General features: G+C 38.3%; 23 protein-coding genes. All 23 read left to right on the top strand.

The features are described 5' to 3' along the window. Window positions 1–82 precede the first annotated feature (82 nt). The 23 genes from rplK to plsX all read left to right on the top strand — a co-directional run bounded on the left by rplK (window position 83) and on the right by plsX (window position 26,255). The gene (gene rplK / locus J3U74_RS08505) at window positions 83–511 is read left to right on the top strand and encodes a 50S ribosomal protein L11 (RefSeq protein WP_034884321.1); all 429 of its coding nucleotides are present in this window, start codon (window positions 83–85) and stop codon (window positions 509–511) included. Between the two features lie 3 nt (window positions 512–514). Beyond that, on the top strand, window positions 515–1,216 hold the full coding sequence (gene rplA / locus J3U74_RS08510; RefSeq protein ID WP_065635706.1) for a 50S ribosomal protein L1: 702 nt from the start codon (window positions 515–517) through the stop codon (window positions 1,214–1,216). 231 nt (window positions 1,217–1,447) lie between these two features. Continuing rightward, the gene (gene rplJ / locus J3U74_RS08515; protein ID WP_220218211.1) at window positions 1,448–1,945 is read left to right on the top strand and encodes a 50S ribosomal protein L10; all 498 of its coding nucleotides are present in this window, start codon (window positions 1,448–1,450) and stop codon (window positions 1,943–1,945) included. Between the two features lie 58 nt (window positions 1,946–2,003). After that, window positions 2,004–2,372, top strand: coding sequence for a 50S ribosomal protein L7/L12 (gene rplL, locus J3U74_RS08520; protein ID WP_034901671.1), 369 nt, complete (start codon window positions 2,004–2,006; stop codon window positions 2,370–2,372). 248 nt (window positions 2,373–2,620) lie between these two features. Beyond that, window positions 2,621–6,649, top strand: coding sequence for a DNA-directed RNA polymerase subunit beta (rpoB, locus tag J3U74_RS08525; protein ID WP_220218210.1), 4,029 nt, complete (start codon window positions 2,621–2,623; stop codon window positions 6,647–6,649). 90 nt (window positions 6,650–6,739) lie between these two features. Further along, window positions 6,740–10,957, top strand: coding sequence for a DNA-directed RNA polymerase subunit beta' (rpoC, locus tag J3U74_RS08530; RefSeq protein WP_220218209.1), 4,218 nt, complete (start codon window positions 6,740–6,742; stop codon window positions 10,955–10,957). Window positions 10,958–11,038: 81 nt separating this feature from the next. Next, a complete protein-coding gene (locus J3U74_RS08535) occupies window positions 11,039–11,350 on the top strand; it encodes an antibiotic biosynthesis monooxygenase family protein (protein ID WP_267328797.1) in 312 nt (103 codons plus the stop codon). Between the two features lie 442 nt (window positions 11,351–11,792). After that, window positions 11,793–12,389 carry a LemA family protein gene (locus J3U74_RS08540; RefSeq protein WP_267328798.1) on the top strand — a complete coding sequence of 199 codons (597 nt, stop codon included), beginning with the start codon at window positions 11,793–11,795 and terminating at the stop codon, window positions 12,387–12,389. Between the two features lie 386 nt (window positions 12,390–12,775). Beyond that, window positions 12,776–13,768: a TPM domain-containing protein gene (locus J3U74_RS08545; protein ID WP_267328799.1), complete on the top strand. Its 993-nt coding sequence runs from the start codon at window positions 12,776–12,778 to the stop codon at window positions 13,766–13,768. Between the two features lie 188 nt (window positions 13,769–13,956). Next, window positions 13,957–14,859 carry a TPM domain-containing protein gene (locus J3U74_RS08550; RefSeq protein WP_267337970.1) on the top strand — a complete coding sequence of 301 codons (903 nt, stop codon included), beginning with the start codon at window positions 13,957–13,959 and terminating at the stop codon, window positions 14,857–14,859. A gap of 570 nt (window positions 14,860–15,429) precedes the next feature. Beyond that, window positions 15,430–16,371: a TPM domain-containing protein gene (locus J3U74_RS08555; RefSeq protein WP_267337971.1), complete on the top strand. Its 942-nt coding sequence runs from the start codon at window positions 15,430–15,432 to the stop codon at window positions 16,369–16,371. Between the two features lie 412 nt (window positions 16,372–16,783). Then, window positions 16,784–17,131, top strand: coding sequence for a PRD domain-containing protein (locus J3U74_RS08560; protein WP_220218203.1), 348 nt, complete (start codon window positions 16,784–16,786; stop codon window positions 17,129–17,131). 26 nt (window positions 17,132–17,157) lie between these two features. Continuing rightward, window positions 17,158–17,526: a glycine-rich SFCGS family protein gene (locus tag J3U74_RS08565; RefSeq protein ID WP_220218202.1), complete on the top strand. Its 369-nt coding sequence runs from the start codon at window positions 17,158–17,160 to the stop codon at window positions 17,524–17,526. A 14-nt stretch (window positions 17,527–17,540) separates the two neighbouring features. Then, entirely contained in the window at window positions 17,541–17,837 is a 297-nt protein-coding gene (locus tag J3U74_RS08570; protein ID WP_220218201.1) for a DUF4312 family protein, read from the top strand. A gap of 15 nt (window positions 17,838–17,852) precedes the next feature. Then, window positions 17,853–18,605, top strand: coding sequence for a DUF4311 domain-containing protein (locus J3U74_RS08575; protein WP_220218200.1), 753 nt, complete (start codon window positions 17,853–17,855; stop codon window positions 18,603–18,605). A gap of 13 nt (window positions 18,606–18,618) precedes the next feature. Beyond that, window positions 18,619–19,272 (top strand): DUF4310 family protein, encoded by a 654-nt coding sequence (locus J3U74_RS08580; protein WP_267328801.1) that lies wholly within the window; start codon window positions 18,619–18,621, stop codon window positions 19,270–19,272. A 51-nt stretch (window positions 19,273–19,323) separates the two neighbouring features. Next, window positions 19,324–20,478, top strand: coding sequence for an amidohydrolase/deacetylase family metallohydrolase (locus J3U74_RS08585; protein WP_267328802.1), 1,155 nt, complete (start codon window positions 19,324–19,326; stop codon window positions 20,476–20,478). Next, a complete protein-coding gene (locus J3U74_RS08590; protein WP_267328803.1) occupies window positions 20,456–21,595 on the top strand; it encodes a DgaE family pyridoxal phosphate-dependent ammonia lyase in 1,140 nt (379 codons plus the stop codon). The genes J3U74_RS08585 and J3U74_RS08590 overlap by 23 nt, the downstream gene beginning before the upstream one ends. After that, window positions 21,595–22,335, top strand: coding sequence for a 2-dehydro-3-deoxy-phosphogluconate aldolase (gene dagF / locus J3U74_RS08595; RefSeq protein WP_267328804.1), 741 nt, complete (start codon window positions 21,595–21,597; stop codon window positions 22,333–22,335). Before J3U74_RS08590 ends, dagF begins: the two co-directional genes overlap by 1 nt. A 15-nt stretch (window positions 22,336–22,350) precedes the next feature. Further along, complete coding sequence (locus J3U74_RS08600; RefSeq protein ID WP_416379762.1) at window positions 22,351–24,258, top strand: BglG family transcription antiterminator; 1,908 nt, start codon at window positions 22,351–22,353, stop codon at window positions 24,256–24,258. Window positions 24,259–24,493: 235 nt separating this feature from the next. Next, window positions 24,494–25,003, top strand: a complete 510-nt coding sequence (yceD, locus tag J3U74_RS08605; protein WP_267328806.1) for a 23S rRNA accumulation protein YceD — start codon at window positions 24,494–24,496, stop codon at window positions 25,001–25,003. A gap of 4 nt (window positions 25,004–25,007) precedes the next feature. Beyond that, complete coding sequence (rpmF, locus tag J3U74_RS08610) at window positions 25,008–25,175, top strand: 50S ribosomal protein L32 (RefSeq protein ID WP_025316508.1); 168 nt, start codon at window positions 25,008–25,010, stop codon at window positions 25,173–25,175. Between the two features lie 33 nt (window positions 25,176–25,208). Beyond that, window positions 25,209–26,255, top strand: a complete 1,047-nt coding sequence (gene plsX, locus J3U74_RS08615) for a phosphate acyltransferase PlsX (protein WP_267328807.1) — start codon at window positions 25,209–25,211, stop codon at window positions 26,253–26,255. Window positions 26,256–26,257 lie beyond the last annotated feature (2 nt).

Genomic DNA, 26,257 nt, shown 5'->3' on the forward strand with positions numbered 1-26,257 from the left:
CCTCATTTAACTTAGGGGAGCTGTCTATTTATTAATATTGGTTATTAATAGAGGCGTTTGCACCCGAGAAAAGGAACCTAAAATGGCAAAGAAAGTACAAGCCTACATCAAGTTGCAAGTTGCAGCTGGTGCAGCAAATCCTAGTCCACCAGTTGGTCCAGCACTTGGTCAACATGGTGTTAACATCATGGAATTCTGTAAAGCATTTAACGCTAAAACAGAAAGCATGGAAAAAGGTCTACCTATTCCTGTTGTTATTACAGTATATTCTGACCGTTCATTTACTTTTGTTACTAAAACCCCACCAGCAGCTGTATTATTGAAAAAAGCTGCAAAAATCAAGTCTGGTTCTGGCGAACCTAACAAGAAAAAAGTTGGTAAAGTAACGAGTGCGCAAATTCGCGAAATCGCTGAATTAAAAGCTGCAGATATGAATGGTGCTACCATTGAAACGATGATGCGTTCTATCGAAGGAACTGCACGTTCAATGGGCTTGGAAGTGGAGGGTTAATTCATGGCTAAATTATCTAAGAAAGCTAAACTTATCCGCGAAAAAGTGAATGCGACTAAACAATATGAAATCAATGAAGCAATCGCTTTATTAAAAGAGCTTGCTACTGCTAAATTTACTGAAAGCGTTGACGTTGCTGTTAATTTAGGTATCGATTCACGTAAATCAGATCAAAACGTTCGTGGCGCAATCGTGCTTCCACATGGTACCGGACGTAGTGTTCGTGTTGCTGTGTTCACACAAGGCGCAAATGCTGAAGCCGCTAAAGAAGCTGGTGCTGAATTAGTTGGTATGGACGATCTTGCTGATCAAATCAAAAAAGGCGAAATGGATTTTGATGTTGTTATTGCATCTCCAGACGCTATGCGTGTTGTTGGTCAATTAGGTCAAATTTTAGGGCCACGTGGTTTAATGCCAAACCCTAAAGTCGGTACTGTAACACCTAACGTTGCTGAAGCAGTGAAAAACGCTAAAGCTGGTCAAATCCGTTACCGTAATGATAAAAATGGTATTATCCATACTACTATCGGTAAAGCTGATTTTGATGCAGATAAGCTTAAAGAGAATTTAGAAGCATTACTTGTTGCATTAAAACGTGCAAAACCAGCTTCATCAAAAGGCGTATTTATTAAGAAAGTAAGCCTTTCTACAACAATGGGCGCTGGTGTTGCTATCGATCAAGCAACATTAAATGCAACTGTTTAATTAGCTGTTAGCCAGTTAAACAAAAAATCGGTTGGTGTCTGGCCTTAACCAGACCCCGTCCAAGACCGTAGGTGTAATTGATATTTGATTACTTAATTTTCCTACGTAGACGGTGACAGAACCTGATAAGATATAATACAGGAATTCTGCTCATCGTGGTTATGCTAGTTACGTGTGTAACTAGTTAAAATCAGTCTAGGCTTTGCCTAGTTTAATCCAGGAGCAATACCAATGGCACTAAATCTTCAAAATAAACAAGAAATTGTTGCTGAAGTTAACGAAATCGCCAAAGGTGCGCTATCTGCAGTTGTTGCTGACTCTCGTGGCGTAACTGTAGAAAAAATGACTGCATTACGTAAATCTGCTCGTGAAGCTGGTGTTTATATGCGTGTTGTTCGTAATACGCTATTACGCCGTGTTGTAGAGGACACTCAATATGAGTGTTTAAAAGATACGTTTGTTGGTCCTACTCTAATTGCATTTTCAAACGAGCACCCAGGTGCCGCAGCGCGTATTTTTAAAGCGTTCGCTAAAGAAAATGATAATTTTGAGATTAAAGCCGCAGCCTTTGAAGGTGAGTTGATTACCGCAGCGAACATTGATCGCTTAGCAACATTACCTACTTATGAAGAAGCATTAGCTCGCTTGATGTCAACCATGAAAGAAGCCGCAGCTGGCAAATTGGTTCGTACTCTTGCAGCGGTTCGCGATCAAAAACAAGCTGCTTAATAGCGCTGTGATTGTGAATTTTATCAATTAAAAAAATGTAAATTTGGGAAACTATATTATGTCTATCACTAAAGAACAAATTTTAGATGCAGTTGCTGAAATGTCTGTAATGGACGTTGTTGAACTTGTATCAATGATGGAAGAAAAATTTGGCGTTTCTGCAGCAGCAGCTGTAGCAGTTGCAGCAGCTGGTCCAGCTGAAGCAGCAGAAGAAAAATCTGAATTTGATGTAATCTTAAAAGATGTTGGCGCTAACAAAGTAGCGGTTATCAAAGCCGTTCGTGGTGCAACTGGTTTAGGCTTAAAAGAAGCTAAAGATCTTGTTGAATCAGCTCCAGCAACAGTTAAAGAAGGCGTTAGCAAAGCTGATGCAGATGAACTTAAAAAGGCACTTGAAGAATCTGGTGCAGTTGTCGAACTTAAATAAGTTTATCAAAAGCAAGCTAAATGGCTGGGGGTTTTTTACCTCCAGCCTTTTTGCGCTGTAATAAGTCAAAGAATTTTATTTTAAGATTATCAATAAGAAGTAATAAAGAAATAGTATATTTATTAAGCCTAATCAATTGATATTTATAGATATTTTCGATGAGGTGTCAGGCGTTATTATTTAAAGGTAGTACCCCCTGATGAATATTTAATCATGCTAAAATAGCAGATAAGCAAGTTGAGGAACTAATGGTTTACTCTTATACCGAGAAAAAACGAATTCGTAAGAATTTTGGTAAGCGTCCACAAGTCTTGGATATACCGTATCTTCTTTCTATTCAACTTGATTCGTTCCAGAAATTTATTGAGCAAGACCCGGAAGGTCAATATGGTCTAGAAGCCGCTTTTCGTTCAATATTTCCGATAAAAAGTTATAGTGGTAACGCTGAGTTACAATACGTGAGCTTTAAAATGGGCGAACCTGTGTTTGATGTTAAAGAATGTCAAATTAGAGGGATCACTTACTCAGCACCGTTGCGCGTAAAATTACGTTTAGTTATTTATGATAAAGATGCGCCAGAAGGAACAGTAAAAGATATTAAAGAGCAAGACGTCTACATGGGCGAAATTCCTTTAATGACGGACAACGGAACATTTGTGATCAACGGTACAGAACGTGTAATCGTATCACAATTACATCGTAGTCCTGGTGTGTTCTTTGATAGTGATAAAGGTAAAACACACTCTTCTGGTAAAGTTTTATATAATGCTCGGATTATTCCTTATCGTGGCTCTTGGCTTGATTTCGAATTTGATCCAAAAGATAATCTTTTTGCTCGTATTGACCGTCGTCGTAAACTACCAGCAACAATCATTCTACGTGCGTTAGGTTATGAAACTGAAGAAATTTTAGATATATTCTTTGAAAAGACCATTTTTGAAGTTGGCAAATCAAAATTAAAAATGGATCTTGTTCCGGAGCGTTTACGTGGTGAAACAGCGCTATTTGATATTGAATCTAAAGGCAAAGTTTATGCTGAAAAAGGTCGTCGAATCACTGCGCGCCATATCCGTGAACTGGAAAAAGACAAAGTTACTAAAATTGATGTACCTGTTGAATATATCGTTAATAAAGTTCTGGCAAAAAATTATGTCAATGAAGCAACGGGCGAAATTATTGCCGCTGCTAATACACCAATTTCATTAGAACTATTATTGGAATTAACCAACGCAGGTCATAAGAAAATTGAAACCTTATTCACTAATGACTTAGATCATGGTCCATTCATTTCTGAAACATTGAATGTCGATTCAACTCGTGATCGTTTAGGTGCATTAGTTGAAATTTATCGAATGATGCGTCCGGGCGAGCCACCAACAAAAGAGGCTGCCGAAGCGTTATTTGACAACTTATTCTTCTCTGACGAGCGTTATGATCTCTCTGCTGTTGGACGAATGAAGTTCAACCGTTCTTTAGGACGTGACGATATTGAAGGCGAAAGCGTCTTAACGAAAGGTGATATCGTTGATGTTATGAAGAAACTTATCGCTATCCGTAATGGCCATGGCGAAGTGGATGATATCGACCATTTAGGTAATCGTCGTATTCGTAGCGTCGGGGAAATGGCAGAAAATCAATTCCGTATTGGTTTAGTTCGTGTAGAACGAGCTGTGAAAGAGCGTCTATCTTTAGGCGATCTTGATTCATTAATGCCACAAGATATGATTAATGCTAAACCAATCTCAGCGGCAATCCGTGAGTTCTTTGGTTCTAGCCAGTTATCACAGTTTATGGATCAAAACAATCCATTATCTGAAATAACACATAAACGTCGTATTTCGGCGTTAGGTCCGGGTGGTTTAACTCGTGAACGTGCAGGCTTTGAGGTGCGTGACGTACATCCAACTCATTATGGTCGTGTCTGTCCGATTGAAACGCCGGAAGGTCCAAATATCGGTTTGATTAACTCATTAGCGGTTTATTCACGTACCAATGAATACGGATTCTTAGAAACGCCGTACCGCCGAGTGATTGACGGTATTGTAACTGATGAAATTAACTATTTATCAGCAATTGACGAAAGTGAATTTGTTATCGCACAGGCTAACTCAAACCTTGATGACAATGGTCGCTTTAAAGAAGATTTAGTGACTTGTCGTTTAAATGGTGAATCTGGTTTATACAGCCCGGAACAAGTTCATTATATGGACGTATCAACACAACAAATCGTTTCTGTTGGTGCTTCATTAATCCCATTCCTTGAGCACGATGATGCGAACCGTGCCTTGATGGGTGCGAACATGCAACGTCAAGCTGTGCCGACGTTAAAAGCTGAAAAACCATTTGTTGGTACTGGTATGGAACGTGCGGTTGCGGTTGACTCAGGTGTAACAGCGGTTGCTCGTCGCGGCGGTACAGTACAATATGTTGATGCTTCACGTATTGTTATTAACGTTAACGATGATGAAATGTATGCCGGTGAAACAGGTATTGATATTTACAACTTAACCAAATATACCCGTTCTAACCAAAATACTTGTATTAACCAAATTCCATGCGTGGAATTAGGCGAAAAAGTTGAACGTGGCGATGTACTTGCAGACGGTCCATCAACCGATTTAGGTGAGTTAGCACTTGGTCAAAATATGCGCGTGGCATTTATGCCATGGAATGGTTATAACTTCGAGGATTCTATTTTAGTTTCTGAAAAAGTGGTACAAGATGACCGTTTCACATCGATTCATATTCAAGAGTTATCTTGTGTATCTCGTGACACTAAATTAGGTGCGGAAGAGATTACTGCCGATATTCCTAATGTGGGTGAAGCAGCACTATCTAAATTGGATGAATCCGGTATTGTTTATATCGGCGCTGAAGTAAAAGGTGGTGATATTCTGGTTGGTAAAGTAACGCCTAAAGGCGAAACCCAATTAACACCAGAAGAGAAATTACTACGTGCTATTTTCGGTGAAAAAGCATCTGATGTTAAAGATACTTCATTACGTGTACCTAATGGTGTTTCCGGTACGGTTATTGATGTTCAAGTCTTCACTCGTGACGGTGTACAAAAAGATAAACGTGCACTTGAAATTGAAGATATGCAACTTAAACAAGCACGAAAAGATCTGACTGAAGAGCTTAAGATCTTAGAAGCAGCATTATTTGCTCGTATTCGTGATGTGTTAATTTCAGGTGGAATTAAGGCAGAAAAATTAGATGCACTACCACGTGAAAAATGGCTAACAATTGGTATCTCAAACGAAAGCAAGCAAGAGCAATTAGAGCAACTTGCTGAGCAGCACGAAGAGATCAAAGCTGAGTTTAACAAGAAACTTGAAGCTAAGCGCATGAAGATCACACAAGGTGATGATCTACAACCTGGTGTGCTTAAAATTGTTAAAGTTTACTTAGCGGTTAAACGCCAAATCCAACCAGGTGATAAAATGGCGGGTCGTCATGGTAACAAAGGGGTTATTTCGAAAATTAACCCAATTGAAGATATGCCATATGATGACAAAGGCCGTCCGGTTGATATCGTGTTAAACCCACTAGGGGTTCCGTCTCGTATGAATATTGGACAGATCCTGGAAACTCACTTAGGTATGGCTGCTAAAGGTATTGGTCAAAAAATTGATACCATGCTAAAAGAGCAACAAGAGTTAGCTAAGTTACGTGAATTTATCCAAAAAGCTTATGATCTTGGTCTAGGTGCGGCACAAAAAGTCAATGTAGCTGAATTTACCGATCAAGAAGTGATGACTTTAGCACAAAACTTACGTAATGGTATGCCACTTGCTACACCAGTGTTTGACGGTGCAAAAGAGCAAGAAATCAAGTCATTACTTGAGCTGGGTGATTTACCAACTTCAGGTCAAATTACATTGTATGATGGCCGTACTGGTGAACAATTTGAACGCCCGGTTACCGTTGGTTACATGTACATGCTTAAGTTAAATCACTTAGTTGATGACAAAATGCATGCTCGTTCTACTGGTTCATATAGTCTTGTTACTCAACAACCATTGGGCGGTAAAGCTCAATTTGGTGGACAACGTTTCGGTGAGATGGAAGTGTGGGCACTTGAAGCATATGGTGCAGCTTACACTTTACAAGAAATGTTAACTGTTAAGTCAGATGACGTGAACGGTCGTACTAAGATGTATAAAAATATTGTAGATGGTGATCATCGTATGGAACCTGCGATCCCAGAATCGTTTAATGTATTATTAAAAGAGATTCGTTCGTTAGGTATTAATATCGAGTTAGACGAAGAGTAATCTTCGCTAACTTAAATGATTTCTATTTATAGGGATAACTTATTAGCAATAATAAGTTATCTAATTGGTTTAACTCCATAGGAGTCAATTGTGAAAGACTTACTAAAGTTTCTAAAAGCACAAACAAAAACAGAAGATTTTGATGCTATCAAGATAGGCCTTGCCTCTCCTGATATGATCCGTTCATGGTCTTTTGGTGAAGTGAAAAAACCTGAAACAATCAACTATCGTACGTTCAAACCGGAACGTGACGGATTGTTTTGTGCACGTATTTTTGGACCAGTAAAAGATTATGAATGTTTATGTGGAAAATATAAACGTTTAAAACACCGTGGTGTGATCTGTGAAAAATGTGGTGTTGAAGTTACTCAAGCCAAAGTACGTCGTGAGCGTATGGGGCATATTGAACTTGCATCGCCAACTGCACATATTTGGTTTTTAAAATCATTACCATCACGTATTGGTCTTTTATTAGATATGCCACTTCGTGACATTGAACGTGTGCTTTATTTTGAATCATTTATGGTTCTTGACGGCGGAATGACAAACTTAGAACGCGGTCAAATTTTAACAGAAGAACAGTATTTAGATGCGTTAGAAGAGTTTGGTGATGAATTCGATGCTCGTATGGGTGCCGAAGCAATTCAAGAATTATTACGTAATATCGATGTGCAAGCTGAATGTGAAGCACTACGTGATGAGCTTGCAACTACCAATTCTGAAACTAAACGTAAAAAACTGACTAAACGTATTAAGATTATTGAAGCATTCATTCAATCAGAAAATAAACCGGAATGGATGATCTTAAACGTATTACCTGTGTTGCCACCTGATTTACGTCCATTAGTACCACTAGACGGCGGACGTTTTGCAACATCAGATTTGAACGATCTATATCGTCGTGTGATTAACCGTAATAACCGTTTAAAACGTTTATTAGATTTGGCGGCGCCGGATATTATCGTACGTAACGAAAAACGTATGTTACAAGAATCTGTTGACGCATTACTTGATAATGGTCGTCGTGGTCGTGCAATTACCGGTTCTAACAAACGTCCATTAAAATCACTTGCCGATATGATTAAAGGTAAGCAAGGTCGTTTCCGTCAAAACTTATTAGGTAAACGTGTTGACTACTCAGGTCGTTCAGTAATCACTGTAGGTCCATACTTACGATTACATCAATGTGGTTTACCGAAGAAAATGGCACTTGAATTATTCAAACCATTTATTTACGGTAAATTAGAGCGTCGTGGTTATGCAACCACCATTAAAGCAGCCAAGAAAATGGTTGAACGTGAAGATGCAATTGTTTGGGATATCTTAGATGAAGTTATCCGTGAACATCCGGTATTACTAAACCGTGCACCAACACTTCACCGATTAGGTATTCAAGCGTTTGAACCTATCTTGATTGAAGGTAAAGCGATTCAGTTACATCCATTGGTTTGTGCGGCATTCAATGCTGACTTCGATGGTGACCAAATGGCGGTGCATGTTCCATTGACGTTAGAAGCGCAATTAGAAGCGCGTGCGTTGATGATGTCAACTAACAATATTCTTTCACCTGCGAGTGGTGAGCCTATCATCGTTCCTTCTCAGGACGTGGTATTAGGTCTTTACTATATGACTCGTGATAAAATTAATGCTAAAGGTGAAGGCATGGTATTAACCGGACCTAAAGAAGCAGAAAAACTGTATCGTTTAGGTTTAGTTGAATTACATGCAAAAGTTAAAGTACGTATCACTGAAAGTCATCGTAATAGCGTTGGCGAATGGGAAGATACAACATCAGTTATTGATACCACTGTTGGCCGTGCTATTTTATGGTTAATCATGCCTAAAGGTATGAGTTTTTCAGTTATCAATCAGCCATTAGGTAAAAAAGCGATTTCACGTATTTTAAATATCTGTTATCGCCAACTAGGCATGAAAGAAACCGTTATTTTAGCTGACCAAGTGATGTACACAGGATTTGCTTATGCAGCACGTTCAGGTGTATCGGTTGGTATTGATGATATGGAAATTCCGGCGAAGAAATTACAAATCATCAATGAAGCTGAAATCGAAGTTGCTGAAATTCAAGAGCAGTTCCAATCAGGTTTAGTTACCGCTGGCGAACGCTATAACAAAGTTATCGATATCTGGGCGGCAGCCAATGAACGTGTTGCTAAAGCCATGATGGATAACTTATCAACCGAAAAAGTGATTAACCGTGAAGGTAAAGAAGAAGTTCAATCTTCTTTCAACAGCATCTATATGATGGCCGACTCAGGTGCTCGGGGTTCTGCGGCGCAGATTCGTCAGTTAGCTGGTATGCGTGGCTTGATGGCAAAACCGGATGGTTCTATCATCGAAACACCAATTACAGCAAACTTCCGTGAAGGGTTAAACGTACTACAGTACTTTATTTCTACCCATGGTGCACGTAAAGGTCTTGCTGATACGGCGTTAAAAACTGCGAACTCAGGTTACTTAACTCGTCGTTTAGTTGATGTGGCACAAGATTTAGTTGTTATCGAAGATGACTGTGGCACATTAGAAGGCGTAGTAATGACACCAGTTATCGAAGGTGGAGATGTTAAAGAGCCACTTCGTGAACGTGTTTTAGGTCGTGTAGCAGCTGAAGATGTATTAAAACCGGGTAGTGCAGATATCTTAATTCCACGTAACACATTACTTGATGAAAGTTATTGTGATTTACTGGAAGCAGAATCTGTTGATAGCGTAAAAGTTCGCTCTGTGGTTTCGTGTGATACTGATTTTGGTGTGTGTGCGAAATGTTATGGTCGTGACTTAGCCCGTGGTCACCTGGTAAATAAAGGTGAAGCAATCGGTGTTATCGCTGCTCAGTCAATCGGTGAGCCAGGTACACAGTTAACCATGCGTACGTTCCACATTGGTGGTGCGGCATCACGTGCGGCAGCAGAATCTAGTGTTCAGGTTAAAAATAAAGGTAGCATTAAATTAACCAATGCTAAATTTGTGACTAACCCGGATAAGAAACTGGTTATTACTTCTCGTAATGCTGAGTTAACCATTATTGATGATTTAGGTCGAATGAAAGAGACTTACAAAGTTCCTTATGGTTCGATTTTAACTAAAGGTAATGGCGCTGCGGTTGATGCTGGTGAAACAGTTGCAAACTGGGATCCGCATACAATGCCTGTTATCTCTGAAGCGAAAGGCTTTGTTAAATTTGTTGATATGGTTGATGGTCAAACTATTACCCGTCAAACCGACGAATTAACTGGGCTTTCATCTATTGTGATTTTAGATGTAGCAGAAAGAACAGGTGTCGGTAAAGATTTACGTCCAGCAATCAAAATTGTTGATGCTAAAGGTAAAGATATCTATGTTGCCGGCACTGAAATGCTTGCGCAATACTTCTTACCGGGTAAAGCATTAGTGCAGTTAGAAGACGGCGCTGAAATCAATGTCGGTGATACCCTTGCTCGTATTCCACAAGCATCGGTTGGTACTAAAGATATTACCGGTGGTTTACCACGTGTTGCTGACTTATTTGAAGCACGTAAACCAAAAGAACCGGCAATTCTTGCTGAAATCGACGGTATTATCTCGTTCGGTAAAGAGACCAAAGGTAAACGTCGCTTAATTATCACGCCATTAGATGGTAGTGAGCCATATGAAGAGATGATTCCAAAATGGCGTCAACTTAACGTATTTGAAGGTGAACAAGTTGGCCGTGGTGATGTGATTTCTGACGGTCCTGAATCAGCGCATGATATTTTACGCTTACGTGGTGTAAATGCGGTGACACGTTACATCGTTAACGAAGTTCAAGAAGTTTATCGCCTACAAGGTGTAAAAATCAATGATAAACACATTGAAGTTATTGTTCGTCAGATGTTACGTAAAGCGACAGTTATTCATCCGGGCGGTTCTCGTCTACTTGACGGTGAACAACTTGAAGTTTCACGCTTGAAGATTATTAATCGTGAACTTGAAGCGCAAGGTAAAGAACCTATTGTTTACTTACACGATCTACTTGGTATTACTAAAGCATCATTAACAACTGAATCGTTTATTTCTGCGGCATCGTTCCAAGAAACGACTCGCGTATTAACCGAAGCAGCTGTTGCAGGTAAAAACGACGAATTACGTGGCTTGAAAGAAAACGTCATTGTTGGTCGATTGATTCCTGCTGGTACAGGTTATGCTTACCATAAAGAACGTTTACGTAAACGTGCAGTACCTGCAAGCGATGAAATTCAAACAACTGTTTCTGCTGAAGAAGCAAGCGCTAACTTAGCTGAATTACTTAATTCTGCAGAAGAAAACCAATAGTCAGTAAGACTAAGTTATTAAAATAGCACGTGTAAGCACGTGCTATTTTTTTATCTCTATAATAAAAAAAGGAGTTTTAATATGTATATTGTCATGAATCGCTTTAAAATAAAACGAGGTAGCGAAGATACTTTTATTGAAATATGGCGTAACCGTGATAGCCATTTAAAAGAGATGAAAGGATTTAATCGTTTTTATTTTTTAAAAGGGAAAACTGACGAAAATTATACGTTATTTTCATCATTTGCCGAGTGGGAATCGAAAGCCGATTTCGAAGCTTGGGTGAATTCTGAACAATTCAAACATACACATCGTAATACTGGCAATAGACCAAACAATAATGATATCTATTATGAGCCAGCGCAATTAGAATGCTTTGAAAGTGTATTGTAATTAATTTCAAATAGAACGCCGCTTATTTTTGTGAATTTATAAAATCGACATTAATCATAATTAATCGTCATTTTGTGATCTACAATACAAAATAAGCGGCTTATTTTTATGAGTAAATTAGCAATATAAATAGCATGCAATGTAAAAATGGATATAATATGAAATAAATTATCCTAAACTAAATGGATTTAGCTGACATTAGCTTGCAACATAACCGATTACGTATTGGTTAGACTATCTATTATTAACATACATATTTTAATTTTACCGAGTTAATTCTTCTTTTTTTGAAATAGGGTAAATAAATTTGTTGATGAAATTTGAATTCAAGTGATAACTGAGTGTTTATTAATTACGTACGTAGATAGCTTATTTTATTTCTATTTTTGATGTATTCATTTGTTAAGCTATCCATAAATTCAACTATTTATAGGAATCTACAATGAAATCAAAATTATTATTAGTTGTTTTGGTGTTAGTTATTATTGCGGCATTTTTCTGCTTTAGCCGTTACAACGGTATCCAAACCCGTGACGAAGGCGTGGCTGCTGCGTGGTCAGAAGTCGTTAACCAATATAAACGTCGGGCAGATTTAACCCCAAATTTAGTTAATGCGGTTAAAGGTTATACTACACACGAAAAAGAAGTGTTAACTCAAGTGACCGATGCAAGAAGTAAAGTTGGCTCAATTCAAATCAATGCTGATCAGCTAACCGATCCGGCTTTATTTGCCAAATTCCAACAAGCACAATCTGAATTAAGCACTGCTTTAAGCCACTTAATTGCTGTCAGTGAAAACTATCCGGATCTTAAAGCCAGTTCACTTTTTCAGGATCTGATGAGTCAGCTAGAAGGCACCGAAAATCGCATCGCTGTTGCCCGTGGACGATATATACAAGCAGTACAATCATTTAATATCTATATCCGCCAAATACCGAATAACTGGATAGCAGGCTTTTTAGGTACCGGGCCAAAACAACAATTTACGGTTGATAATGAAAAGGAAATTTCAAATGCACCCGCAGTTAACTTTCAATAATCAAGATTGTCAAAAAATATTGAGCGTTGAGTTTGCTGTGAATCATCAGTTGGTTTAGCTATCAATCAACTGAAATTCTCTTCCTTTAAAATCGAGTTATCGTTATGACCATACGTTAACTCGATCACATAGATATACTTCACAATAATGCTCTATTGAGTTTCCCCAATACAAAATAAATCGTGCCAAATATCCATGACGGCAAAACTTGATAAAAAAAGCAGATGTTAATAGCAAAATTGTTATCTGGCTATATAATAGTCATTTCTATCAATTGATGTCTTGTATAACTTAAACCTGAAATAAATAGAGTCGATTAGCTTTTGATATGCGCTTTTGAAAAGTCATAATATTATTCTATAGCAGGTCATTTTGGACAAAATGTAATGAAAAGATATGTTTTATTGAGTATGTTGTTAATGTTGAGTTGGTTTAGTTATGGTTTGACTGAAATTCCTGCGTTTAATAGCCATATTATCGATACAACCAATACCTTAAGTGCATCGCAAGTCAATTCTTTAGAATCGAGCCTAATTCAATTTGAACACTCTAGGACTGATGGCGCACAAATAGCCGTTTTGATGATCGCAAAACTCGACAATGAAACCATAGAACAGTATGCGCAGAGAGTTTTTAACCAATGGAAAATTGGTAAAAAAGATCTGGATAATGGCATTTTATTGTTAGTGGCAAAAGATGACCGACAGATGCGTATTGAAGTGGGGTATGGGCTTGAAGGCATTGTTACCGATTTAGTCGCTAGTCACATCATTCGGGAACAGTTAGCCCCACAATTTAAGCAAAATAACTATTATCAGGGCATTGATGATGCAGTGTCGGTATTAAAAAGTGCCATAATTGGTAATAATATTTATTTAGAGAATCAAACCCAGGATAATCAGACAATTGGCTTGAGTGAAATGTTAGATATGTTGTTTCACTGGATCGCTCAATTAAGTTGGAAAGTGTGTTCTTTTCTTGTGTGTTTAGCCTTAACGGTTAAATTCGAAAAAAATATATTTAAACGCATTATTATCACATCACTATCAAATAGCTTGTTTATCCTTTTTGTAACTTGGTGTGTTGACGGTTTTAGTGACTTAGATCTGACCGATGTCGTTTTTATTTTTGTTATAAACTATGTGTTTGCTAACTTGTTAATCATCGCTATATTTATCGCTATCAGTTGTAAAAACGGCACTATAAATTATGTGTTTGCTAACTTGTTATTTACCGCTATCAGTCGTAAAAACGGTACTATAGAAAGTCATAGCGAGAGTGACAGTAGCAGTCGATCTTCATCTGATCATTCGAGTAGAAATTCCCAAGATGGAGGTGGCGGCCGCAGTGGCGGTGGCGGTGCATCCGGTCGTTGGTAATGAGATGAACAAAGATCATACTTATTAAGTTTTAATAGTAAGATTGTGATTTGGCTATATAATAGTTTTAGTTAACCAACGATATCTTGTCTCAACGCTTTATAAAATGGATCGCAATTAACTGTTTGTTGTAAAACAGAAAAAGTAAAATTTTATTTAGCGTTGTTAATCATAAGGCAAAAAATACCATGAAAAGATATTTTCTAAGTAGTTTATTGTTAATATTCAGTTGGTTTTGTTATGGGCTAACCGACATCCCGGAATTTGCACACCGTGTTATCGACACGACTCATACTTTAACCGATTCTCAAAAAGAGTCATTAGAATCAAGTCTAATTGACTTTGAAAAACCTCGAACCGATGGCGCCCAAATAGCGGTTTTAATGATTGCCAAACTGGATAATGAAACGGTAGAACAATACGCAGATAGAGTCTTTATTCAATGGAAAATCGGTCGAAAAGGACAAGACAATGGTATTTTATTACTTATTGTAAAAGATGATAAACGTATGCGAATTGAGGTTGGCTATGGGCTTGAAGGAACTATTACCGACTTAGTGGCCAGTAAAATTATTCGTGAACAATTAGCACCACAATTTCGACAAAATAACTATTATCAAGGAATTGATAATGCCTTATCTGTACTGAAACAAGAAATTGATAATCCTACCCCGAAAAGTGAAGATAACGAACAAGGCTCTAACTTGTTATCATCAGAAGATTTTACTTCCATGTTGAGTAATTATGCGCTGGTGTCATTTTTTATCTGCCTTACACTTGCTAACTTATTTTATCGTAAAGATAAAACTAAACGATGTTTATATACAGGTTTATTTAACGCACTATCTGTTGGTGGATTCACCCTTTGGCATATGCGCGATATATTTATGATAGTATTTATCATGTTTGTGGTATTTATTTTGAGTACCATTGCCAGCCGCATTGTCACTCCCGGAGCTGGTGGCGGAAGAGGAAATCATCGAGGAGGAGGCGGTTTTGGTGGTTCTAGCGGTGGCTTCGGAGGAGGTGGCGGCTTTAGCGGCGGCGGTGGTGGCCGCAGTGGTGGCGGTGGCGCTTCCGGTAGCTGGTAAATAGGATAAAAAATAAGGCGCTATATGCGCCTTAATCATATCGATTAATAGCAGTTTATTTTTTACAACAATCGCTAGCCACATCATTCGGGAACAGTAAGCCACACAATTTAAGCAAAAGAACTATTATCAGGGTATTAATGATGCAATTTCGGTATTAAAAGATGTCATAATAGGTAATGAAATTAATCCAGAGAAACAAGCCCAGAATAATCATAGAATTGGGTTAAGTGAAATGTTAGATATGATGTTTAACTGGATTATTCAACAAAGCTGGAAAGTGTTTTCTTTTTTTGTTTGTTCGTTTTCACGGTTAAATTCGAAAAAAGTGAATTTGTCGTAAAAACGGCATATGAAGAAGTCGTAGCGGGAGTGACAGAAGCAGTCGATCTTCATATAGCCATTCGAGTAGAATTTGCCGAGGCGGAGGTGGCGGCCGCAGTGGTGGTGCATCTGGTCGTTGGTAATGAGATGAACAAAGATCATACTCATTAAGTTTTAATAGTAAGATTTTGATTTAACTATATAATAGTTTTATTTAGTGTTGTTAGTCATGAGGCAGAAAATATAATGAAAAGATATTTTCTAAGTAGTTTATTGTTAATATTCAGTTGGTTTTGTTATGGGCTAACTGACATCCCGGAATTTGCACATCGTGTTATCGACACGACTCATACTTTAACCGATTCTCAAAAAGAGTTATTAGAATCAAGCCTAATTGGCTTTGAAAAGCCTCGAACAGATGGTGCCCAGATAGCGGTTTTAATGATTCCCAAACTTGATGATGAAACGGTAGAACAATACGCAGATAGAGTCTTTATTCAATGGAAAATCGGTCGAAAAGGACAAGACAATGGTATTTTATTACTTATTGTTAAAGATGATAAACTCATGCGAATTGAGGTTGGTTATGGGCTTGAAGGAACTATTACCGACTTAGTTGCCAGTAAAATCATTCGTGAGCAATTAGCACCACAATTTCGACAAAATAACTATTATCAGGGTATTGATAATGCCTTATCTGTGCTGAAACAAGAAATCGATAATCCTTCCCCGAAAAGTGAAGATAACGAACAAGGCTCTAACCTTAACATTGGATGGTTATTTACAGAAAACTTTGCTTATTATGCACTGGTGTCATTTTTTATTTGTCTTATACTTGCTAACTTATTTTATCGTAAAGATAAAACCAAACAATGTTTATGTGCAAGTTTATTTAATGCACTATCTGTTGGTGGACTCACCTTTTGGCATGTGCGCAATCTACATATTATAATAGTATATATCATGTTTGTGGTATTTATTTTGAGTACCATTGCTAGCCACTATGTAATTCGCAGAGCTGGCAGAAGAAGAGGGCGAAGAAATAATCGCGGAAGAAGTGACTATTTTGGTGGTTCTAGCGGAGGCGACAGAAGCAGTGGAGGCGGCAGAAGAGGCGGCGGAGGCGGCGGCTTTAGTGGCGGCGGTGGTGGCCGCAGTGGTGGCGGTGGCGCTTCCGGTAGCTGGTAAATGGGATAAAAAAATAAGGCGCTAGATGCGCCTTAATTATATCGATTAATGGTAGTTTATTTTTTACCATCCTTCCCTATTTAAAAATTTAGCCACAACATATCTCGCTGCAATCAGCGATAACATTTTCTGATTTATGTAGCCTTTAATTTTGGTTAAAACAGTGTTGATATGCCCATTGATTCATCGTCTTTTTTAGAAAAATCGTGTTAATTTTTATGATCTAACTCACAAAATTAACAATCATTTATTTATCAAAATTGACCTATCAAGCAAGATTAAGTCTGCTTGTCCCACGATAGAACCCCCATAATAAAAAATTTCCTATTGTTGAAGGAAAAACTCTCTATCCACATTGCTTATGGTTTGATTTAGGCTTTATTCATTCTCAAAACAGACAATGCTAGTGGTTATGACTCAAATAAAATTTCGCATGATCGAAGATGATCTGACGCTTGAAGAGGTGACAGAAAACACAATCAACATTATTAATACTTGGTTAGCTGAGCATCAAATTGTACAAAATGAGGTGCAAAAATTGATGCTCTATTCCCATATTAAATCCATGGTTCAACGGGCTAAAACTTTAGAACAATTACCTGAACTCGATCTCACTTTATTTGACCAACTATCTGAAGAGTCCTTAGCGTTAGCGCAAAAAACAGTAAATTTATTCGATAATTTACCAATAGAAGAAGCATATTTATTGGCTATTCACTATGACGTAGCCAAAGCAAATGAATCGATAAACAAAAATTAAAAAAATAAATGGAAAGGAGAAACATTATGGCTCAAGTGATCATTGTAATAGGCGATCGAATGGGAAAAGGACAAAAAATTGCCCAAGGCATTAATTCGGTAGAAGGCTGCCAAGCAATTGTGATCCCCGGTATGGCAGCCGATATGAAATTGGGAGATGTGATGAATCAAGAAAATGCCGATTTAGGTCTTTCATTTTGTGGTAGTGGTGGGGCTGGCGCAATTACCGCCCAAAATAAATATGGTTATACCCAACGTCATGGAATGCGTTCGATTGAAGAAGGAGAAACGGCAATCAATGATGGCTGTAAAGTGCTGGGTTTTGGTTTTATGGATACCGAAGAACTAGGGCAACGTATCGCCAAAGCATTTTTGAAAAAAAATCCTCGTGAGTAAAAGGGCGCATCAGCATGAAACAAAATCAACAGCAAATAGTAAGAGTAAGTGGTCAAGGTGATTCTAAGCAACGTGCATTTGCTAATGCATTAAGTCAGGTACAAAAACAGGTGCTTAAAAATTCATCCAATATGATGTTGCGTATAGAGCCGCTGAATATTCGAATCGTATCAGCAATAAAGAAGATCACCACTGAACGATTTTTATTTATCTTTTTACCCAGAAAAAAGGCCATTTATGACATTACACTCGATGTGGCTGTTGATGTTTGTTTTGTTGATTTAAGTCATATTGAATTTACTTCTCAATAACAAAAAAGGAAAGTTATGGAAATTCTCATCATTGCATTTAAGTCAATCATTATTGGTGGACTTTGTGGTTTAGGGGTTGGAGCCGGGGCGGCAAGGATGTTTCACGCCCCAACTTATCAAGGTATGGGGGCATTTCGGACATTGGGTGAGCTCAATGCTTGTGAAGGCGATCCGGCTGCGCACTTTTCATTTGGTTTAGGGTTCTTTTTTAATGCCTGGGCATCATCCGTTGCCGCAGGTTCGTTTACCCAAGATGTTGATCATCGCATTATTCCAAACTGGGGCGCCGCTTTATTGATGATTAAAAATCGTAATCTTGGCGAAACGTTGCATGATCCTAAAAAAATGGCCATTGCCTGCGCAATCATCGGCATGATAGTGGTGCTGTTTTTAAATACAACAACATCGGTTATTCCCGATTCGTTAAAGATAACTGCCACAAAAGTTCTTGTGCCTGCTGCCAATTTGCTAGTCGCAACAGTGATGCCGGTTATTTTCTGGCTGGCAGCTTTAGATGCAGGGCGACGTAGTGGATTTTGGGGAACATTATTTGGTGGTCTGGCACAGTTAATTATGGGCAATGCCGTTCCCGGTCTGGTGTTAGGCATACTTATCGGTAAAGGTGTCGATGATAGTGGTTGGAATCGAATGATGAAAATTATGTTAATTGCTGTCATTTTGCTATTTGTGATGAGTGGCTACTTCCGGGGCTTTGATATGAAGATGATAAACGCATTTAGCGACGGTTTATCTTATTGGTTTAAATAATATAGGAATGATTATGAATACACAAACAGCACTAAATAAAAGTTTCTGGTATGCCGATTGGTCGTTTCCTATTCTTTGTGGATTATTATCCGCCGGAATTTTTGCCGGGACACATACCTTTTATGTTTATGGTATCGGCGCTTTTAACGAAATTGCCTTTGTTGCCATGCTCAAATCGGGTATGAGCACCGGGGATTATGGTGCAGTGGCCGCATTTGGGGCAAGTTTTTTATTTGCTCGTGTGATTGAAGGCTCTTTAGTTGGCATACTCGATATAGGTGGCGCTTTACAAACCGGTATTGGGCTTGGCGTACCCGCCTTATTATTGGCCGGTGGTTATACACTACCCATTGAAAACTTCTTTATCGCTTTAGTAACTGGCTTCGTGTTAGGCGCCTTAATTGGTTTAGTTATCATTTGGATCCGAAAATTCACCATTAACAGCGCTGGTGGTTCAACTTTTGGCGCTGATGTCATGATGGGGGCGGGTAATGCTTCGGGGCGTTTTTTAGGACCAATGATTATTTTATCTGCAATGGCTGCTTCTATTCCAATTGGCATAGGGTCTTTACTAGGCGCACTCATTTTCTATATTTGGAAAAAGCCAATTACTGGTGGCGCAATTTTAGGTGCGATGATTTTCGGTGGAATATTTCCTATTGTCTGATGTTAACTCTCCGCTGTCGTTGGTTAAATTACAGCGGATTTGGAACAACGTATGTATGATTTAATAATAAAAAATGCCAAACTCATTGATGAGACGTGTGTCGATATCGCTATAGAACAAGGTCAAATTGCTGAGATTGCAAATTCGATTTTAGCTCGATCAAAACGGGTGTTGGATCTACGCAATAAACACTATATCAGTGCCGGTTGGATCGATTCACATACGCATTGCTTTGCGCATTCACCTATCTATTATGACGAACCTGATGTAATTGGTATAAAAGCCGGCGTGACATCGGTCGTTGATGCCGGGAGTGTCGGTGCGCTTGATGTGGCTGAATTTTATCAATTAGCCAGACAAGCACATACCCATGTTTACTCATTTTTGAATATATCCAAAATCGGCTTAATAACGCAAAGTGAACTTGCCAGTATGGATGATATTGATGCGCTTTTATTTGAACAAGCATTAATAAAATATCCTGATTTTGTGGTCGGAATCAAAGTAAGGATGAGCCGGAGTGTGGTGGGTGAAAATGGTATTGAGCCTTTAATTAAAGCCAAAAAGATCCAAAAAAAATGTGGTTTACCGTTGATGATTCATATTGGCAACAATCCCCCCGATCTGGATGAGATCGCCGATTTATTGACGGAAGGTGACATTATTACTCACTGTTTTAATGGCAAGCCTAATCAAATCCTTGATAAGAACAATAATTTACGGGATTCGATTAAATCCGCTATTAAACGTGGCGTGATTTTAGATATTGGTCATGGTGGCGAAAGTTTTAGTTTTACCGTTGCTGAGCGGGCGAAAAGTTTAGGTATTTACCCTAATACCATAAGTTCAGATATCTATGCTAAAAATCGCTTACATGGCCCGGTAGTGAGTTTGGCAAATATTATGACCAAATTTATCGCGCTAAATTACAGTAAAAAACGAATTATTGATAGTGTAACGGTAAATCCTGCGCAGATCTTACCTCTCAAAAATAAAGGTCTTATCGCGGTGGGTTATGATGCTGATTTAACTATTTTTGATATTAAACAGCAACCAACCTCATTATCAGATGCACATGGTGAGGTACGACAAAGTCAAGAACAGTTTGTTCCGTTAGCTTCCATTGTTGCTGATGTTGCAAAAGATGATATACATATACAAATCACGCAAGAAGGTAGTAAAAATGAGCTTAGAATCTCCAGCTAAAAAAGATATTTATGGTCAATATCACTTAAAAAAAGTGATTAATGCTTCAGGACGTATGACAATATTGGGTGTTTCAACACCAAGGCCGGAAGTGGTCGAAACTGTCTCGCAAGGATTAAATGAATATTTTGAAATTAAAGATTTGATTGATAAAACAGGGCAATATATTGCACGTTTACTCAATGTTGAAAATGCGGTTGTGGTATCTTGTGCGTCTGCCGGTATTGCACAGGCTGTTGCCGGTTTGATTGTGAAAGATGATCGTGATCTGTTATTTAATTTACATTCATCGACTAAAAATGTTCCTCGTGAAATCATTGTAGCAAAAGGGCATAACGTTAATTTTGGTGCACCGATTGGCACCATGGTTGCATTAGGTGGGGGAGTGGTCGTTGAAGCCGGTTATGCTAATGAGTGTGATGCTGACCATATTGCCTCACTGATTAATGTTAATACTGCTGCTATTTTATATGTTAAATCACATCACTGCGTCCAAAAAAGTATGCTGTCAGTTGCGCAGGCGGCAGCTGTAGCCCAAAAATATCAGATCCCTTTAATTGTTGATGCCGCAGCTGAGGAAGATTTAGTGACCTATTATCAGCAAGGCGCTGATATTGTGATTTATAGCGGAGCTAAAGCAATTGAGGGGCCAACTAGTGGATTGGCCATTGGTCGGCATCAAGCTATCGAATGGTTAAAGCGTCAGTCAGAAGGCATCGGCCGACCAATGAAAGTGGGTAAAGAAGGTATTTTGGGCTTAACTCGAGCCATTGAGCTTTATATTAACGACCCCAAACATGAAACCGGCCAACAAATGGTTAGCAAAATGCAGCCTTTTATTGAAAAACTCAATGCGCTTAATGGAATATCGGCCAAAGTGGTTTGGGATAGTGCCGGCCGGGATATTGCCAGAGCCGAAATCGCTTTTGATGCTAAAGTGATAGGCAAAACAGCAATTGAAATGGTTGATTTAATGAAACAAGGTGATATTGCCGTCTATTTCAGACAATACAAAGCCAATGAAGGCAAAGTTGATGCTGATGTAAGAAGTGTAACATCCGCGCAACTCGATACGATTTACCACAAAATTAAAAATATTATTCAAGGAGTAGAATAATGAAGCTAATGCCGAATTATTATCATGACCGAGTTTGTTTGAATGTGTTGGCTAATTCAATTGACAATGCTAAAGCTATTTATGAAGCAGCACAAACGCATGTAGTAGTTGGTATCTTATCTAAAAACTATAAAGATAACCAATCAGCGATCGATGATATGAAACAATATGCCAAAGCTATCGATAACGCGATTTCTATCGGCCTTGGTGCCGGTGATCCTAACCAATCAACCATGGTTTCACAACTATCAGCGGCGCTACAGCCACAACATGTAAATCAAGTGTTTACAGGTGTGGCAACGAGTCGAGCATTATTAGGTCAACAGCAGACCGTGATTAATGGTTTAGTGTCGCCAACCGGTCAAGTCGGGCTGGTGAATATCGCAACCGGCCCATTAAGCTGCCACTCACCAGCGGCAATTGTGCCTGTTGAAACAGCGATTGCTTTATTAAAAGATATGGGCGGAAGTTCAATTAAATATTTTCCTATGGGAGGCTTAAAGCATCAGGATGAATTTGAATATGTGGCAAAATGTTGTGCTGAACACAATTTCTATCTTGAACCAACCGGCGGTATTGACTTAAACAATTATGAAGCGATCATGAAAATAGCATTAAATGCCGGCGTGAAAAAAATCATCCCGCATATTTATAGCGCAATTATCGACAAAACCACAGGTGCCACCCGTACCGATGATGTCAAACAACTGTTGGCGATGACGCAAAAATTAGTAGGATAGGTGATGACATCTAACATGATGTTTTCTTATCAACGATTAGTCTATTTGTTTGATACGATAAAAAATGAGACGCTACCTCAAAAAGAGTTAGCGAATCGTTTTTCGGTATCAACGCGTACTATTCGAACCGATATTGCAGCGCTTAATGATATATTAGCTAACTATGGTGCTCAAATTCAGTACACCAAAAATCTGGGTTATCAACTTGTTGTATCAGATCCTGTTTGCTATGCAACGCTTCCGATAGTGCCTTCAACAAAACAACTACCACGCACCAGTAAAGAAAGATTTTCAGCCCTGCTTATTGCCTTTTTAACTCAACCTCACTCAGTAAAATTGGATGATATTGCAGATAAATGGTTTTTAAGCCGCAGCACGTTACAAAATGATATTCTTGAAATAAAACAGTATTTAGATAAGTATAATCTATCACTCGAAAATCGCCCGTATTACGGATTGCGTCTGGTTGGCGATGAGTCATCAATACGTGCATGTTTAACCGACATTATATGGCAACGCCATTTAGCGCAAGACCTCATCACTGTTGAAAGGCTTAAACAAATAATTTTAAATGATATTGATTTAAACTATCTGGAAAAAGTGTTACAAAATCAGTTTGAGCGTTTTGAATTAAAGTTAACGGCGGAAGGTCAGAGCTATTTACTCTATAGTTGTGCGGTATCGATAACTCGTATCACACAAATGCATGAGTTAATTGAATATCAGGTCGATAAGATTGATTCAACCGTGATTGGCGCAGCCAGAGAAATATCAGAAGAGTTCTCCCATTTTTTAGGCAACCCTCTCGGTGAAGCGGAGTTTAATTATCTGTGTGTTCAAATTATTTCACGCACCATGACCGAATCACCCAATCAAGCCAAAAGTTTAGCGCTGGTTGAACATATCTTGTCTTATATCAATGATTGTTATCACTATAATTTACGGGAGGACAACAAGTTACGGCAAGATCTCCTTATTCATATCTCCTCAATGTTATCAAGGATACAGTATCAAATAAGAGCGACCAATCCCTTATTGGATGAAATTAAACAGTATTATCCTTTTGCTTATGATATTACGCTTTCAGCATTGGCTAATACTAAAAACTATACTCAAGCAAAAATGACCGAAGATGAAATAAGTTATCTAGCGGTACATATTGGCGTGGCTTTAGAGCGTAATTACAGTGCCGGGCATGCACGATTTGCGCAAATTTTGCTGGTCAGCGAGCTTGGTAATGCCACTTTGCGGATGATTGAATCAAAAATTAAGCGGGATTTTCCCCATATTCAAATTAGTCGCACGCTTTCATATCGTGAATATGAGCAACTGACAAAGGTAGAAGAAGACTTCGTTGTATCCACCGTTCGTTTGACCGAAAAAGATAAACCGATTGTTAAAATTGCGCCTTTCCCAACGGCTTACCAACTTGAACAGCTCGGGCGGTTGGCGATGATTGATCGCACTATGCCTTATATCATAGAGCGATTTTTCGATGAAAAATTCTTTTTTATTATCGATGAGCCAATGACACAAAAAACACTGTTTAACCAAGTCTGCGCAAAATTAGTTCAACAAGGGTATGTTGATAGCGATTTTTATCCGTCGGTTGTTGAACGTGAAAAAATTGTTTCAACTCTATTGGGAGAAAACATCGCCATACCTCACTCAGTAGGATTACTGGCCAGAAAAACCGTTGTCACAACGATTTTGGCGCCACAAGGCATTGTCTGGAATAAAAACGAAGTAGCGCATGTCATTTTTTTATTGGCGATCAGCAAAGATGAGTATGAAGATGCGATGCGCATTTATAATCTATTTGTTAACTTTGTAAAAGAGAAAGCGACTAAGCGCTTGCTAGATAGTCAAAACTTTGACGATTTTACGGCAATTGTAAAAGATAGTTTTGGGCGATTATCATAATAAATAGGCAAATTTAAAAAGTTTTATACTTAAACGTATATATTTTCTGAAAGTTCTTGACAAGCGTAAAATAGTCGCAAAAAAGTAAATATTAAGGTAATAATCAACAACTAAAACAAATTATATTATCGATGCCCATTGACGAAATCTTGATTTAAAGGTAAGATGCGCGCCTTACGGCATTGTGCAGATTTTAGCTGCACTAAACAAAATTTTAAGGTAGTATGCATATCTTATGCAAAATAAATTACCATTAACAATTGACCCTATCAAAGCGGCACAAAAAAGACTTGATTACGTTGGATATTATCCAATGCAAGCTATAACGCGCTTGGAGAGTCCAAAAAGTGATATCGAATGTCGTTTATCTTTTGGTTACGATGAACAAAAACTTTGCGTTATCACAATTGATGCAAAAATAACGTTAGAACAGATTTGTCAACGTTGTTTTAAGCCTTTTATCACAGAAGTTCATGTGATGAATAAATTTAGTCCTGTTAAGAGCGATGCTCAAGCAGAGACATTACCGGAACATTATGAACCTGTTCTTATGAACGAGTTTGGTGAAGTAGATATATTAGCGTTACTTGAGGACGAAATTATTCTCTCATTACCTATTGCGCCGGTACATGATAGTAAACACTGCGAAGTGTCAGAGGCAGATATGGTATTTGGTGAAATTTCAGCTGAGAATGAAAAACCAAATCCATTTGCAATTTTAGTTAGTTTAAAGAATAAGGGGTAAATCCATGGCTGTTCAACAGAATCGTAAAACTCGTGCAAAACGTGGTATGCGTCGTTCTCATGATGCATTAACTGTTGCTAATATCTCAGTTGATGAATCAGGTAAAACACATTTACGTCATCACGTAACCGCTGATGGTTATTATCGTGGTCGTAAAGTGATTTCTAAATAATTACTCAGTAATTAGAAATCCTCAGGTGACATTTTGGATAATCTAACCATTGCGTTAGATGCTATGAGCGGGGACTTCGGTCCTCGTGTTGTTGTTCCTGCTGCAATACAAGCATTAAATCGTTATCCAAATCTTTCTCTATTTCTGGTAGGTGATCTAACAGAAATCGGTCTTCTTTTGTCCAAAGAAAATTCAAAATTAATTGCCCAATATCAAGATGAAGGACGATTAACTTTGGTTAAATCCACCGCAGTTATCGCTAATGATATGAAACCATCTTATGCTATTCGCCACAGTGAAGGCTCTTCAATGAGAATTGCACTTGAACTGGTGAAAGATAATCAAGCGCAAGCATGCGTAAGTGCTGGTAATACAGGGGCATTAATGGGGCTATCTAAACTCTTATTACACTCCTTAACAGGCATTGATCGCCCGGCATTGGTTGCTACCATTCCTGCCTTAAATAATCAAAATACGGTAGTACTGGATTTAGGTGCAAATGCTGAGTGTGATAGTGATATGTTGGTGCAATTTGCCATAATGGGCGAAATCTTAGCAAAAACAGTACTTAACATTGAAAATCCACGGGTAGCACTACTCAATATTGGTGAAGAAGACATTAAAGGTTTGGATAAAATCCGTGCAGCTGCGTCCATTTTAAAATCAAATAATCAAATTAACTATATCGGTTACTTGGAAGGTAACGAGCTTTTAACCGGTAAAACTGATGTTCTGGTTTGTGACGGCTTTGTGGGGAATGTGACATTAAAAACGGTTGAAGGCTTAATTAAAATTTTTATGTCTTCTTGCAAATTATCATTTGGTCACAGCTCTTTTATCATGAAGTTATTAAGCAAGTGGTTACAAAGAAAGATCGCAAAAAATTTTGGTTATTTAGATCCCGGACGATATAATGGAGCCTGTTTGCTTGGTCTTCGAAGTATTGTGATTAAAAGTCACGGTAGTGCTAATCAAAAATCTTTTTTTGCAGCAATTGAACAAGCTATTTTGGCTATACAGACGAATATACCTGAGAAGATTGCAATCAGCCTTTCTTCTGCACTACCTAAGAGCGAATAATT

Origin of the sequence: Gilliamella sp. B3892 (assembly GCF_026536305.1) — a bacterium.
Taxonomy (GTDB): domain Bacteria; phylum Pseudomonadota; class Gammaproteobacteria; order Enterobacterales; family Orbaceae; genus Gilliamella.